The organism is Fructobacillus sp. ESL1117, from assembly GCF_058508565.1.
This window is the reverse complement of the sequence record NZ_CP196385.1, coordinates 280,288-294,739: the sequence shown is the minus strand read 5'-3', so window position 1 is coordinate 294,739 and position 14,452 is coordinate 280,288. Positions and strand designations below refer to the sequence as shown.

The 14,452-nt window shown below is 45.4% G+C and carries 14 protein-coding genes and 1 riboswitch; of the genes, 3 read left to right on the top strand and 11 right to left on the bottom strand.

Annotation, left to right across the window (positions count from 1 at the left end; translation table 11 throughout):
* Positions 1 to 129: 129 nt before the first annotated feature.
* Positions 130 to 1,086, top strand: coding sequence for a GMP reductase (locus ACSYSH_RS01310; protein ID WP_489816492.1), 957 nt, complete (start codon positions 130 to 132; stop codon positions 1,084 to 1,086).
* 96 nt (positions 1,087 to 1,182) lie between these two features.
* On the opposite strand, the gene ACSYSH_RS01305 is transcribed toward ACSYSH_RS01310, so the two are convergent.
* The gene (locus ACSYSH_RS01305; protein WP_491702570.1) at positions 1,183 to 2,031 is read right to left on the bottom strand and encodes an alpha/beta hydrolase; all 849 of its coding nucleotides are present in this window, start codon (positions 2,029 to 2,031) and stop codon (positions 1,183 to 1,185) included.
* Between the two features lie 164 nt (positions 2,032 to 2,195).
* On the opposite strand from ACSYSH_RS01305, the gene ACSYSH_RS01300 reads away from it, so the two are divergent.
* On the top strand, positions 2,196 to 3,881 hold the full coding sequence (locus ACSYSH_RS01300) for a glycoside hydrolase family 13 protein (protein ID WP_491702571.1): 1,686 nt from the start codon (positions 2,196 to 2,198) through the stop codon (positions 3,879 to 3,881).
* Between the two features lie 139 nt (positions 3,882 to 4,020).
* Here the strand turns inward: ACSYSH_RS01300 and ACSYSH_RS01295 are convergent, their stop codons facing one another.
* From ACSYSH_RS01295 to ACSYSH_RS01270, 6 genes are all read right to left on the bottom strand, one after another.
* Positions 4,021 to 5,202, bottom strand: coding sequence for an iron-containing alcohol dehydrogenase (locus ACSYSH_RS01295; protein ID WP_491702572.1), 1,182 nt, complete (start codon positions 5,200 to 5,202; stop codon positions 4,021 to 4,023).
* A gap of 247 nt (positions 5,203 to 5,449) precedes the next feature.
* A complete protein-coding gene (locus ACSYSH_RS01290; RefSeq protein ID WP_491702573.1) occupies positions 5,450 to 5,842 on the bottom strand; it encodes a tautomerase family protein in 393 nt (130 codons plus the stop codon).
* 217 nt (positions 5,843 to 6,059) lie between these two features.
* Positions 6,060 to 6,854: a hydroxyethylthiazole kinase gene (thiM, locus tag ACSYSH_RS01285; protein WP_491702574.1), complete on the bottom strand. Its 795-nt coding sequence runs from the start codon at positions 6,852 to 6,854 to the stop codon at positions 6,060 to 6,062.
* Complete coding sequence (thiE, locus tag ACSYSH_RS01280) at positions 6,851 to 7,498, bottom strand: thiamine phosphate synthase (RefSeq protein ID WP_489816486.1); 648 nt, start codon at positions 7,496 to 7,498, stop codon at positions 6,851 to 6,853. The genes thiM and thiE overlap by 4 nt, the downstream gene beginning before the upstream one ends.
* Positions 7,488 to 8,327 (bottom strand): bifunctional hydroxymethylpyrimidine kinase/phosphomethylpyrimidine kinase, encoded by an 840-nt coding sequence (thiD, locus tag ACSYSH_RS01275; RefSeq protein WP_252774007.1) that lies wholly within the window; start codon positions 8,325 to 8,327, stop codon positions 7,488 to 7,490. The genes thiE and thiD overlap by 11 nt, the downstream gene beginning before the upstream one ends.
* Positions 8,324 to 8,980: a TenA family protein gene (locus ACSYSH_RS01270; RefSeq protein ID WP_489816485.1), complete on the bottom strand. Its 657-nt coding sequence runs from the start codon at positions 8,978 to 8,980 to the stop codon at positions 8,324 to 8,326. Before ACSYSH_RS01270 ends, thiD begins: the two co-directional genes overlap by 4 nt.
* A gap of 140 nt (positions 8,981 to 9,120) precedes the next feature.
* Positions 9,121 to 9,209, bottom strand: a riboswitch (TPP riboswitch).
* Between the two features lie 131 nt (positions 9,210 to 9,340).
* Between ACSYSH_RS01270 and ACSYSH_RS01265 the strand changes: the two genes are divergently transcribed.
* Positions 9,341 to 9,799: a MarR family winged helix-turn-helix transcriptional regulator gene (locus tag ACSYSH_RS01265; protein WP_489816484.1), complete on the top strand. Its 459-nt coding sequence runs from the start codon at positions 9,341 to 9,343 to the stop codon at positions 9,797 to 9,799.
* Positions 9,800 to 9,981: 182 nt separating this feature from the next.
* Here the strand turns inward: ACSYSH_RS01265 and ACSYSH_RS01260 are convergent, their stop codons facing one another.
* The 4 genes from ACSYSH_RS01260 to ACSYSH_RS01245 form a co-directional block, all read right to left on the bottom strand.
* The gene (locus tag ACSYSH_RS01260) at positions 9,982 to 11,562 is read right to left on the bottom strand and encodes a PH domain-containing protein (protein ID WP_491702575.1); all 1,581 of its coding nucleotides are present in this window, start codon (positions 11,560 to 11,562) and stop codon (positions 9,982 to 9,984) included.
* Entirely contained in the window at positions 11,552 to 12,022 is a 471-nt protein-coding gene (locus ACSYSH_RS01255) for a PH domain-containing protein (RefSeq protein WP_489816482.1), read from the bottom strand. Before ACSYSH_RS01255 ends, ACSYSH_RS01260 begins: the two co-directional genes overlap by 11 nt.
* 92 nt (positions 12,023 to 12,114) lie before the next feature.
* Complete coding sequence (locus ACSYSH_RS01250) at positions 12,115 to 12,876, bottom strand: pyrroline-5-carboxylate reductase family protein (protein ID WP_491702576.1); 762 nt, start codon at positions 12,874 to 12,876, stop codon at positions 12,115 to 12,117.
* A 148-nt stretch (positions 12,877 to 13,024) separates the two neighbouring features.
* Positions 13,025 to 14,359: an amino acid permease gene (locus ACSYSH_RS01245; protein ID WP_489816480.1), complete on the bottom strand. Its 1,335-nt coding sequence runs from the start codon at positions 14,357 to 14,359 to the stop codon at positions 13,025 to 13,027.
* Positions 14,360 to 14,452 lie beyond the last annotated feature (93 nt).

Here is a 14,452-nt window from a genome sequence, read left to right as displayed (position 1 = left end):
TTGGCGGCAGTGTCCTGCCAGTCTGACTGGTACGGTCGGGCTGCTAGCCATGCCGCCTTTTTCTTTGCTGAACTAGTTTTAATCTGGCCTTGCTAGACTAAATCATCCAGCAGAAACGGAGAATAAACGATGAAAACATTTGATTACGACGCCATTCGTCTTTTACCTAAAAAATCAGTCTTGCAATCTCGTCGCCAAGCTGATACTTCTGTGACCTTAGGAAGCCACACCTTCAAGTTGCCTGTTATGCCAGCCAACATGGCCACGGTTATTGATGAAAACTTGGCCGAATGGCTAGCTGCTAACGGCTACTTTTATGTAATGCACCGCTTCCAACCCGAAACTCGCTTTGACTTCGTTCAAAATATCCAATCGAAAGGATTGATTGCATCAATCAGTCTGGGGATTACGGATGGCGAATACGCCTTAATTGATCAATTCAAGGAAGCACACATAACACCGGACTACATCACAATCGATGTCGCTCACGGCCATTCCGACTATGTGATTAAGATGGTGACCTACATTAAGGAAAACTTGCCAGAGGCCTTCTTAATAGTTGGTAACTTGGGAACGCCAGAAGCCATCGTTGAGATTGAAGCTGCCGGTGCCGATGCTACTAAGGTGGGAATTGGCCCAGGTAAGGCCTGCATCACCAAGGACAAGACTGGCTTTGGAACCAATGGTTGGCAGTTAGCCGCTATCGCCCAATGCGCCCAGGTGGCCACTAAACCAATCATCGCCGATGGCGGTATCCGCCACAATGGTGACATTGCCAAGTCAATTCGCTTTGGCGCAACAATGGTCATGGTCGGCTCGATGTTTGCCGGTCACGACGAAACACCTGGTGACTTGATTGAACAAGACGGCCAGACTTATAAAGCCTATTTCGGTTCGGCTTCTGCTTATCAAAAGGGGCACTCCCACAACGTAGAAGGTCGCAAGTTGTTGGTCCCTTACAAGGGTCCAATCCAAAACACTTTGACTGAAATGGAAGAAGACATTCAATCTGCCATTTCTTATGCTGGTGGACATGACTTAAATAGTCTCAAGACGGTTGACTATGTTGTCTTAACTGACTATTAATCTTCCCCATTTCACTGGTGCCAATCGTGCTTTCGATTAAGTGATGAAATTAAAAAATGATTGTAGCCATTCGGCTACAATCATTTTTTGTTTATTTTAGTTCTGCAAGAACTTTAAGATCTCTTGATCAACGGTCTGATTTTCATGTAGCTTTGAATGTTGACCAGCAGCCCCTTCGATCAGCGTTTCCTGGTAGCTACTTGGCTGGCGAACAAAGTACTTCAAAGCTTTGGACGAATTGTTATAAACAGTCGTATCAGAGGCCAAACTACCGGTCGAGTTACCATAGATATTTAAGACCTTGGTTGAGTGATTTTGATAGTATGCCGTCAGACCCGCTAAACGATTGAAAATTTCCGTTTTCGTTTGCGGCTCCCCATCGGCACTTAATGGTGCATTTGACTGTGGGTTAGCCAAAATTAGCCCATTATAGGTCCCGGCAATTGAGATTTGGCGGACCACTTTCGGTAAGTCATGGCCATTATCAGCAGCGTTCATCAAGTAAAAGGCGATGGCCATATTCCCCATCGAATGGCCAATCAGGTTCACCGAACGAATGCCCTGTTGACTCAGGTTCGTCATAATGGTCAAAACCCACTTGGCGGTTTGATTAAAATCTTGGTTTTTATTGTCATCAAATTGAACCAAGATAATCGGATTTTTGTCACCGGGTGCAATCGTCTTATCCATGGTAACCGTGCCGTCTTTAGCAACCGTCACATTAATCCGGCGATTAGAGTAATCATGGTTAACCAAGTACTGACTCATTGACTTCTCAGCATTGCGACTGGATCCATAGCCGTGAAAGAAGACCGTGGCCTCCTTTGGCCGCTTGCCATTTTGCTCGGACAAAGTTGGGTTCATTTGAGTCCCAACCAAATAAAAAACAGCCCCAGCGACCATTAAAACAAACAGAATTCCCCAAAACAACTTCTTTTTAAACACTAAAACTCCTTACTAATTTACCCAATGACGTTTTTAAAAATTATACCGCGTTAACCAGTGAAAGGTAAGCTTTTTTCGACCAGTCCTTTATTTCACAACTAATTTTCTTTATAATGACGAGGTAGATTTAATTTTCAACCGAAAAACAAATTGGAGGTTTTTAAATGACAACAAATGCAATTAAATGGTGGCAAAAGGCCGTCGTTTATCAAATTTATCCTCGTTCCTTTCAGGATTCAAATGCCGATGGTATTGGTGATTTACAAGGGATTACAGACCGGTTGAGTTACGTTTCAAAATTAGGAGCCGATGTGATTTGGCTTAACCCAGTCTACCAGTCACCAAATAAGGATAATGGCTATGATATTTCGGATTATCAAGCCATCAATCCCGAATTTGGGACCATGGAGGACTTTGATAACCTCTTGGCTGCTGCACACGCCCGCAACATTAAAATTGTAATGGACTTAGTGGTTAACCATTCATCCGACCAGCACCAATGGTTTATTGAAAGTCGCTCAAGCCAGAACAATCAAAAGCGCGACTTTTACATTTGGCGCGACCCCGTTGACGACCACGAACCAAATAACTGGTCCTCATTCTTCTCTGGATCAGCTTGGAAGTTTGATGAAAAAAGCGGGCAGTACTACCTGCACCTCTTCGATGCGGGACAACCTGATTTAAACTGGAAAAATCCAGACCTGCGCGACCAAGTGTATCAAATGATGAACTGGTGGGTCGACAAAGGGATTGATGGTTTCCGAATGGACGTCATTTCAATGATTTCGAAACCTGATGGCTTGCCAAATGCGCCACTACCTGCTGGCAATACCTACGCCAACCCTGTTTCATTGACCACTAACGGTCCCCATGTCCATGAGTACTTACGCGAAATGCGGCAAAAAGTATTGAATAACGGCGATTTGATGACTGTCGGTGAGACTTCTGGCGTTGACATTACCCATGCCCGCAAATATGCCAACATGGACGGCAGCGAACTCAATATGGTCTTCCAATTTGAGCACATGGGTCTAGACGATAACCCTAATCCAGCCTTAGGTCGGTGGAATAATCAACCGGTCTCATTGCTCAAACTCAAGGAAAATTTGAGCAAGTGGCAAACGGAACTGGAAGGAAATAGTTGGAATTCCCTTTATTGGAATAACCACGACCAGCCAAGAATTGTCAGTCGCTTTGGTAACGATTCGGCCAAATACCGAGAAGTCTCAGCTAAAATGCTGGCCACTCTCTTGCACTTCATGCAAGGAACGCCGTATGTTTACCAGGGTGAAGAATTGGGGATGACTAATGCCTACAACCTCGGTTGGGATGACTTCGATGATGTTGAAATCATCAACGGCCGTCAGTTTATTGTCGATAAGGAAAAATTAGTTGATAATGAGACGATGCTCGATTACGTCCATTATAAAGGCCGTGATAATGCCCGGACGCCGATGCAATGGACTGCAGGACCAAATGCCGGTTTCACGGATGGTACCCCCTGGCTTAAGTTAAATGACAACTTCACAACCATTAATGCCACTGCTGCTTTGGCCGACGAAAATTCCGTCTTTTACCACTATCAAAAGCTAATTAAACTCCGTCACGAGCTCGATTTGATAACCACGGGTCATTACGAATTGATTGACCCGGCCGATGACCAAGTCTATACGTACAAGCGAATCGGTGACGACCAAGAATTATTGATTATTAACAACTTCACCAACCAAAACTTAGAACGCGATTACCCTGTTCCTGCCGATGCACAATTACTCATCAGCAATTACCAAGATGACTTAGGTCTGAAATTACGGCCATACGAAGCAAAGGCTTATTTGTATCAACGCTAAGGACTGATTGGTTTTAACCGAAGAACACTGTCGCCAAATTAAACCAAAAAAGAACCAAAGAACGACGATTTGTCAGTCTTTGGTTCTTTTACTTTAGTAGCGATTCACTCACTGACTAAATAAAGCCTGCCACAGCCAATTAGTTGACTGATTTCATTGCTGCTTCCAATAGGTTGCGGACATCTGCTACTGTCATCTTCACAAAGGCGTTTTGGTCCAAATGATTAACTTGAACAGCACTCTTAGCCATGGCCTCAAAGTCCTGATCCGTTTCGATACCTACACCGGGCAATGTCGTGGGCACATCAAGACTCGCAATCCATTTCCGCGTCATTTCAATGGTTTGGGTGGCAACCGTATCATCATCCCCCGTCAAACCCCAAACATTTCGTCCCAGCGAAACAAAATAAGGCTTTGTTTCTTCTGAATAGATAAAGTCGAACCAGTGTGGAGTCAAAATACCTAGACCAACACCGTGCGTAATGTCATAATAGGCTGATAATTCGTGTTCAATTGGGTGCACTGACCATGAATTAACATTCCCCGTCCGTGGCAAACCGTTCAAAGCCATCGTTGACGCCCACATCAAATTAGCTCGCGCATCGTAATTATCAGGTTCACGCAAGGCAACCGGCGCCCACTTAATCACAGTGCGCATAATTCCTTCAATCAAGCCATTACGAACATCATTTTCATAGCCCTTTTGATCGAAATATTGTTCAGTCAAGTGACTAAAAATATCAATTGATCCGGCAGCCGTTTGCCACTTTGAAACCGAGAAGGTCAAACTGGGGTCCAGGAACGAAACCGCTGGCGTATTGGGACCACCGGTTCCTAACTTTTGTTTCGTTGCCGGATTGGAAATCACGGAACCAGTGTTCATTTCAGTTCCAGTAGCTGCCAACGTTAAAATATCGATAACAGGCAATTGGTCAATAGCAAAACGCTTTTTGGCATCTAAGACCAAATCCCAAGGATCACCTGCATAATACTTAGCAGAAGCGATAACCTTCGAAGCATCGATGACAGAACCACCACCAACGGCTAAGATGACATCAATATCGTGATCCTTGACTAATTTTTGCCCCTCTCGGACTGAACTAACCTTTGGATTAGGCTCAATTCCAGACAATTCTGTCACATCCAAACCTGCAAGCGCTTTGATCACGCGTTCGTACAGACCTGATTTTTTAATTGAACCACCACCGTAGGTTAAGAGCACCTTTTGACCAAATTGGGCAACAGCAGCCTGCAATTCGGTATCCAAGCGATCTTTTCCGAAACGAATGTCGGTCGTGTTCTTAAATGTAAAATTTTCCATTTTTGACAGAACTCCTTTTTAAACATACAAGCAGACCATTTGTTATTTTAAACGGTCTGTTTGTTCCACTTAAACCTCTTGAAAGGTTTGTGCATACATTTTAGAGGAACAAAGTCTATCTGTCAATTTTCTATAGACCAGTTGGATTCATCACGGTGTCTTCAGGCAATTACCGCCCAGAGCCGTTCACAGTAACCGTTTTCAAACAAAAAGCTCGCTAACACTAAGTGCTAGCGAGCTTTTGTAATTAAAGGTCCCCATTCAAGAAATGATTCTTTCCCTCACCAAATGACCAATCTTCAGCATGGTTACTAATAAAGGAGATAATGACATCTTCCTGACGAACGCCGGCCTTATCAGCCAAGACCGCCACCAATGACTTCGTGAATTCTTTCTTGGCCTTCACTGGACGTGGCGTTGACAACACCGTAAAGAACAAAACCTTTTCTGAACGTTCATAGCCAAGACCAACATCTTGAAAATTAATTTCATAGTCTTCGTGTTGTGTCACGATTTGGAACCGGTCACGGTCTGGTAATGACAACGTTTCCTTGGCAACGTCAAAAGACAGTTGCATAATCTCCTTAATTTCTGCGGGTTCGTACTGACCCTTAATCAAGTCAATTTTCATTAATGGCATGCGCATTTCTCCTCATGTGGCTTTGCTAATAGACTAATCCTAGCATAAAAGCCTAATCGGCACAATCACGATTGTCATGACCAGTAATCAAGTATCCTGCGACGCTGACGGGCAGGCCTGCTTTGCTTGTGCTCAGCCATTCATCAACTGCCACACCACGCCGAGAGATTCCTCGGGCAGGCTGATTGGCTCACCAAACCAATAGCCACAGCCAAAATCAGGGTTTGACTTGGTGGAGGCGAATTTGCCCTTGCAGTTTTTCATCCGTTAAGTTGCCCAATTGATCCAACATCTTGTTCAAGAAATCAGCGGGGCCGGCAACTCCTTCTGCCAACGCCAATTCACCAGCAACGGGCAGCGCCGCCGTCGCATAGGCTAAATCAGCCAACGCCATGCTTTGACTAGCAAAGGCGCCCAGCAAACCATCGAGCGCGTCCCCCATGCCAACATTGGTTGCCAATTGGCTTGCCGAGTTATCAATCTGGTAAACGGTCTGGCCGTCTGAAACTAAGTCATGAACCCCAGTTGCGACCACAACAGCATCCAGTTTTTGGGCCGCCTTCAAGACAATTTCAATTGGGTCAGCCGTACCTTGGCCGGCATCAATGCCATGACTTTCCCATTTCACTTCAGCCAAGGTTGCGACCTCACCAAGATTACCACGTACGATGCTCACCTTGACTGTTTTCAAAAGTTCCTTGGCACGCTTGGATCGTAGTGGCGTCGCACCAACGGCAACGGGATCAAAAACAACAGGGAGGCCTAACGCGTTCGCTGTCTGCCCGCTATTAATCATCACTTTTTGTGAATTGGCGGAAGTTGAACCCAAATTCAAGGTCACGGCATTGGCAATTTTTGTCAAATCAGCAGCATCCAGCGGATCTTCCAGCATAATTGGTGAAGCCCCAATATAGGCAATGGCATTGGCCACCAATTGGGGGGTAACGCTATTGGCCACGTTCAAGACGATGGGTTGGTTTGTGCGAACAGCAGTTAAAATTGTTTGGCTCATTTTGTCACTCCTCGTAATTTTTGAACACTGCGTTGAATATCATCACTAGCAGTAATGGCCGAAATCACGGCAACACCGGCAATCGGCAACTCCGCCAATTCCTGACAGTTGTCTTCTTGGATACCACCAATGGCCACAACCGGTAACGAACTTTTTGACGCAACCGAAAAGACACCTTTTGGACCAATGGCCTCCTTCACTTCTTCCTTACTTGTCGTTGCAAAGGCGGGGCCAACACCCAAGTAATCAACGACTGCCAAATCAGCTTCACTGGCAGCCAGCTCTTTTAAGTCATGGACGGATAACCCAAGTAGTAAACCAGGAGCTACCTGATGAATTTCTTGCACTGGGGTATCGCCCTGACCAACATGAAGACCATCCGCCTGGATGGCCAGTGCCAATGGCAGGTCGTCATCGACATACAAAGGCACATTGGCTGCTTTCGTAATAGTTCTGATTTTCTGTCCCAATGCCACTTTTTCGGCTTGGTTCAACTTCGAGTGGTCCTTTTCTCGGTACTGAACAGAAGTGACGCCGGCGTCACAGGCCGCTTGAACCACGCGAATCACTTCGTTGGGATCATCGTTGACGTTTTGGCTACCAACAACAAGATAAACCATTAATGACGTCGGATCAAAATTCATAATCTTTTCCTCCTTCATCTGCTGGATCCGACCACTGGCCATGGTTCAAAGGACCATGGCCGTGACCAATAACTAACGGCTGACCAATAATGGCGTTCATATAGCGGTGGCCCTTTTCGATGGCCTTACGCAAAGAATCACCTTGAGCCAAAAAGGACGTAATTGCAGCTGAGAGGGTATCCCCTGTCCCGTGTTTGCTTGACGTTTCAACCTTTTGTCCTTCTAGCCAAAAACCGACTTCGTTTTCCAATAAAACATAATCATAAATGACGGCACCTTCACCGTGGCCACCCTTAACGATAACATTTGGAACGCCCAATGCTTGTATCTTTTGACCAGCCGTGACCATGTCATCACGAGTACTGATTTTCATATCGGCTAAGAGTTCGGCTTCGGGGAGATTTGGTGTCAACAGCGTAGCTAATGGCAGCAAGTGGTTTTTCAAGGCCGCGATCCCAGCTGAGTCGAGCAAGCTGGCCCCACCTTTGGCAACCATCACCGGATCAACCACCAAATTCTTCTGTTGGTAGTGACGGATGTTTTTAGCCACCTGCAGAACGCGAGCTTCATCAAAGAGCGCTCCTGTTTTCGCTGCGCGGACGTCAAAGTCAGCCATCACCGAGGCAAATTGCTGGTCAATTACGGCCAAATCAGTTGGATAAGCCCCCTGGACCCCCAGTGTATTTTGAGCTGTTAACCCGGCCACCACTACCGCGGAATAAGTCTTGCAAGCCTGCATGGTCTTGATATCGGCCTGCATGCCGGCACCACCCCCAGAATCGGACCCAGCAATGGTCAATCCTGTCGGATATTGGTTTGCATCAATCATCTTGTTGCCTCCATTCCCTGTAAGAAGAATTGATTTTCATACTTTGTTGATTGGATAAAAGCAGCCAAAGCCTCCTCTTGAACTTCGGGACTGACATGTTCGGCCGTCTGATTGACCAGTGACAAGATTGGTCGCGTCAAACCCTTATCAAGCCCACGGTAATAGCCAACCCATGGTATAAATGGGTTATCTGGCTTGATTAGCCCATCACGAATCAACAAATCAGCCAAATAAGCATAGTCATAGGGGCAGGCAGCTAGGGCAACCAAGCCAATAAATGGATCCTTTTCAACTGCTTTAGCCATATGGTTAACATATTGGTCCGTAACCGTTGAATTTGGGTACTTGCCTGCTTGGATACTCTTGTCGTCGGTTTGAGCCAAGTCCAACAAAATCTTATGGGCAGCACCTTCACGATCATCATCAGCCACTTCAGCATCAATTGTTTGACCGGTTAGTGTCTGGCAAACCTGTTCATACAGTGGCAAATAGTGACCCAGGTAACGGTAATCTTGTTGCACGTAGTAGAGCAGTGCCTCAGAATTAACTTCACCAGCAATCATTGCTTGGATAAAGGGATTGGCATAAAAATTAGCCTTGTGTTCTTCCATCACTTGCATCAAGCGGTTAGAAAACGGCAGCGTCTTCGTCATTTTTTCTCCTCAATCATCACTTTATTTTGGCAGACGGTGGTGTCGGTCGTTGCCATTTAGACAAAATAAAAAGCCCCCAGCCTGAGCTGAGGACTTATTCCTACTAACGATGACCAAAAAAGGCAACATCATGAGGATTTAAATCCGTTTTCGAAGTTTCCTGCGACCGTGCTAGCGGCATCAGGTTCAATGGGTATAATCTCAGCTCAGGGCACCCCAACTTTATTTATCACAAAAGCAGTATAGCACGGAAATTAAAATCCGTGTGAAAAAGTTGATTGTGAACACTTGCCACCTGCTGTAAAATCAGTTATATTATAAGTATACTTATATATTAATGCTAACAATAAGGAGGTTCCCATGAGCCCTGTCAAAACTACTGCACTTTCTCGCTACATGGATTCAACCAATCAGAAATTCTTCAACTTATATACTGACTGGTTCCGGCAAATGAAATACCGTCTACGAGAACTTGACTTGACCCACCCCCAATTTCAAATTCTCGCTACTGTCCATGGTCTCAGTATCCAACATACCGAAGTTACTCAAATCATGGTGGCCAAGGCAGCAGACGTCGATGCCATGACCGCTTCAGCCATCATTACTAAGCTCAGCCGTGAAGATCTTTTAGACCGCTATCCTGGTAAAAAAAATCCACGTTCAAAAGCCCTATCATTAACCCAGGCTGGTGAAAAAAAATTACAACAGGCCTTAGACATCGTCAATCAATTTGACCAAGACTTCTGGAGTCAATTTGACACCTCTTTGCCAGCAAGTGTTGATCAAGCGCAAGCGGTAGTCAAAACACATCACTACTAAAATTAGCAAAGTACACCCGCACCAATTGAAAAGAGCCGAAAATACAGGATTGTATTCTCGACTCTTTTTCTTTTGACCAAAAATCAGCACAATTTTATCATTTAATCGTGTTTCAAGCACCTACAAGCAAACCTGACAATTGAGCAACTTTTTATTCACTAATTTTGGCAACTAAGACACTGTTAGCTAAGCGATTGGTACCAATCAAAAATGGACTGCACCTCTTTCATTGGCAAGTAGCGGGCAGTCAAGACCTTTGTATTGGCATCAGTGCGAACTACCACGGCAAGGTGGGCTCGTCGGTTTTGCTGAGCTAGCCACCAACTTTGCTTAATCGACAACGACTGAATCTTATCCCAGGCGATATAGGTCGTGATTGTTTCGTAATTCTTCGCCGTTTTTAAAACAAGGACCTGCCGGTTAACCACTTGGGCGGTTGTCGCCTGCCCCTTATACCAGCCGGTACCAACTACGAAAGCCAACACAATCAAGACCAGCAAGACAACTACTGGCCAGCGTCTAAAAGCATAGATCAGGACGGTGGCGATCGGCAACGTCCAAAAAAGGCCGTTACGAATCATTGTCAAAATTTGGTAGGTTGAGCTATCAGTCTTTTTGATTGGTCGACTGGGAAAATCAGGCAGCCACCGCGACAAATATTGGTCAACAGCCCCTGATTTCACCATCGGAATCAAGGTTGGCACGTTTTTCGATACCTTGTCTTCACCATTTTCGTCAGTAATTATCCGTGTCTTGACGGTTACCAAGCCCAACAACTGCCTGAAAACATTTTGGCGGACTTCAACCGTTTGCATCCGGTTAATTGACAAATGCATCGTTTGTCGTTCAAAAAGTCCCCGAGCAATCGTCAACTGACCTGCGTCATGGTGCACTTCAAAGCCAAAGTACAAGATCACCGTTCGCAGAACATTAAAAGCAACCACGATGAAAACAAACACCACCACCAGCAAAGCAATCACCAAAGCGCCCAGTCCCAAAACGTGATTGGTCAACTCCTGCTCAATCCAATGACTGACTATCCCTTGCTGGTCTAAGTGAATGAAGCCACCCAGAAATATAAAGAATTGAAAGATGACTTCCGGCGTCGTCACCGCATAGACAATCAAAGAAAAAATGGAAGCCCGAAAGGAATCGGTAGCCAGTCTGTTAGAACCATTTGGTCGCAGAATGTCCTTTCCACCAGCGGTTTTTTGATTATGCTCAGAAGCAAATGCTTGCCCTTGGCGGTCTGAATCGGTCACTTGCTCAACTTGCTCCTGTGTCGCTGGTCCTTCCTTTTGTGCCTGAATTTTGGCGCCTTCAATCAAAATAGCCAGTTTAGCCGTTTCATCCTGGCGCTTTTGTTCAAGAACCAGTGCCACCCAGGTTGGGACAACCAAGAGAGAAATCTGATTGTTCTTGGCCCCCTTCCCCCCGGAATCAACGGCAATGTCCTCCAAATGAAATGGTTGGAGGAAAAACCATTGCTTTCGATGGATATTTTGAATTTTATGGTAAGGCAAGTGGCGAACTTGCCGTTCCAATATGCCCGACCGATAAATCAGCTCACTTTCCGTGAGTTCATAGGTCTTCATCCAGAAGCTTAAAAGCGACCAAAGCAACAGAGCCAAGAAAAGCAAGACCCATTCCCACCAAGTAAAGTGGAAAAAGAATAAAACAGCCAACCCTAAAGCCACCACGCTTTTTAGTTGTTCGTAAAAATCGAAAATAAAAGCAAGGGGATGTAAGTGCTTAGCCTTCATGACGAGCCTCCCTAGCCAGCGTCATGACCTTGTCCTTAAATTGTTCAGCTTCGTCCTCCGTTAAAGCCTCAATTTCATGACCAGACCCACCCGTTAAAATGTGCACCTGTTGTAGTTTAAACAACCGCAAAATTGGGCCTTGGTCCAAATCGACGTTTTGCACCCGTGCAATTGGAATGGCAGTATGCGTTCGGAAAAAGAAGCCTTTTTGAATTTCAACATCCGTTTCGTTGACCATAAAGTGGTAAAAAGCATAGCGATAACGGACCAATAAAAGGCCAAGGAGAAACCAGAGCACAATGACCAAAAAGAGCCCCCAGATTGCCCACAAAGGTAAATAAAACTTCAAAAAATGTTGTACTGCCCAGTTCCCAGCGAAGTAAACGGCTAAAATAACAATTGCCCCAATGACTTCCATGATGTACCAGACTTTTTTAATTGTTGCTGGTAGTGCTTGCATCTTTCTCTCCCTCAATCATAAAAAATGGGGCTAAGAAGTAGTTTTACTTCTTGGTCCCAAGTTATCGTTGACTCATTAAAAAATCTGAGCTTTTAATCACCGGCAGCTGCCAAAATGGCAGCATGGACCGCTCCACGGAAACCGTGCTGATCTAAGGCTAAGACGCCCTGAATCGTTGTCCCACCAGGCGATGTAATCTGTCCCTTCAAGTCACCGGCAGACAAATCGGATTGTTGCGCCAATTGCGCCGTTCCAGCCACTACTGAAGCAACCAACTTTCCCGCTTGCTTTCGGTCCATCCCCTTGGCCACTGCAGCATCTTCCATGGCATCCATCAAGACATCAATAAAGGCTGGTGAGCAACCACCGATCGTTCCGGCAATGGCTAATTGGTCTTCCTTAACAACTAAGACATCCCCCAGTGACCCCAAAAGATCATGAACCACCTGAGCATTTTGCTCCGTAATCGATTCGTTAGCGGCCAAAGCAATCGTGCCAGCCTGAACTGCAACTGGAATATTTGGAATAAAGGTCGTCACCGGATTCTTTGGTGCTGCCAGCCGTAAATCAGTATTTTGCACGCTGGCAGCAGCAGAAAGGACAATCACCTTTTCAGAAAGACCGGTGGCAACGATTTTTGCCAACACTGTTGTTACAAGCTTAGCCGGTACTGTTAACATCAACACATCAAAGTCTTCCTTGACCAGGTCTTCATAACTGGTCACTGCTGAAATTTGCAAGACTTCTGCCTTTTTGGCATTTGATGAGTACCCCAAAACCGTGTGTCCACCTAATTTTAGTCCTTGAACAAGGGCTGTTCCCATGTGCCCAAGGCCGACAACTGCAATTTTCATACATCCTACTCCTTTAATCACGCTTGTTCCCATTTTATCACAGTTCTAAGCTTGTCTTTTGATAAATCAGTCAGTTCTAAGCCAATCAAAAAAGACCCCATCCCTGTTCATAAAAGGATGAGGCAGCTGCTGCTTTGGTTGGTTCAGCTTAATTTTTCTTCAACTTAAAAAAGGCAATAACGGTTAAGAGCACCATCCACAGTGCGGCTAACAAAGTCGTAACCGTCGTCGCCGGTGTGACCAAGAGGATAACAAAGATTAAGGCTAAAAAGGCAATTGTCAAGTAATTACTAAAGGGTGCCAGTGGTAATTGAAAGCCATGGCTCTTCTGCCCCTTAGTCACCTTGCGAAAGCGCAAGTGTGTGACCATCAAGGCCATATAAATCAGTAAAAAGGCGGCTGAAGCCATTGATGAAATGAGGGTAAAGGCCTCGGTTGGGAACAGGTAATTGACCACCACGGCCAGACCGACAATCAACGTTGACAGATTAATGGCGGATTGGGGGATGGCATTCTTATTTAACTTCTTAAAGCGTGATTTTTCGCCAACCAACGAATACAACATTCGTCCGGTTGTGAAGAAGGCCGAGTTAATAGCAGAAGCCGCTGCCGTCAAAACAACGAAGTTAATCACGGCCGCTGCCGATTGAATCCCAATACCAGAAAAGACCTGGACGAATGGTGATTCACCAGCCTGGTAGTTGGTCCAAGGTTGAATAATCATGATGGCTGATAAGGCCCCGATATAAAAAATCAGAATTCGAATCACAATCGAATTAACAGCTCGCGGAATCGTTTCCAGCGGATCTTTCGTTTCGGCGGCAGTAATCCCGACAAATTCAACTCCCAAAAAGGCGAAGAAGGCCATCTGGAAAGTCGATAATAGGCCCTGACCATGGTTGGCAACCAAGCCATGCGACCACAATGTCGAAAACTGAGTCACGCCCATGGACGTTTTCACATGGCCCAAAGCCAAAATCAGTCCGGTGATAATCATGGCGACAATGGCGACAATCTTAATCATGGCAAACCAGAATTCGGTTTCCCCAAATATCTTAACCGCAATCGTATTGACGAAGTACAAGACAATTAGAAAGGCCAATTCCCATGGCCAAACCGGCCAGTCCGGAAACCAATAATGCATGTAGGTCCCAATCGCTGTCAACTCAGTCATGGCAATCACAACCCAGCCAATCCAATAAGTCCAGCCTAACACGAAGCCGGTCCGCTTACCCAAGTACTGGGTCATAAAGTCAATAAACACTGGTTTTGAATCATCTGATACTAACAATTCACCCAAGGCACGCATCATCGCGAAGACAAACATTCCTGTAATAATATAGACCAGCAAAATCGCTGGCCCGGCCTGATGAATTGAAGAACCAGCTCCCAAAAAAAGTCCGGTTCCAATCGTCCCACCCAGGGCAATCATCGCCACGTGGCGATGAGACAGTGTGCGGGCAAAACCCGTTTGATTATTCATGAACAATACTCCTTTGCAATCTTACCTTAATAGTCTATACTTGGTGCTATAACAAGTAAAACTAAACTTTTTCAATTTAAAATTAAAAACATT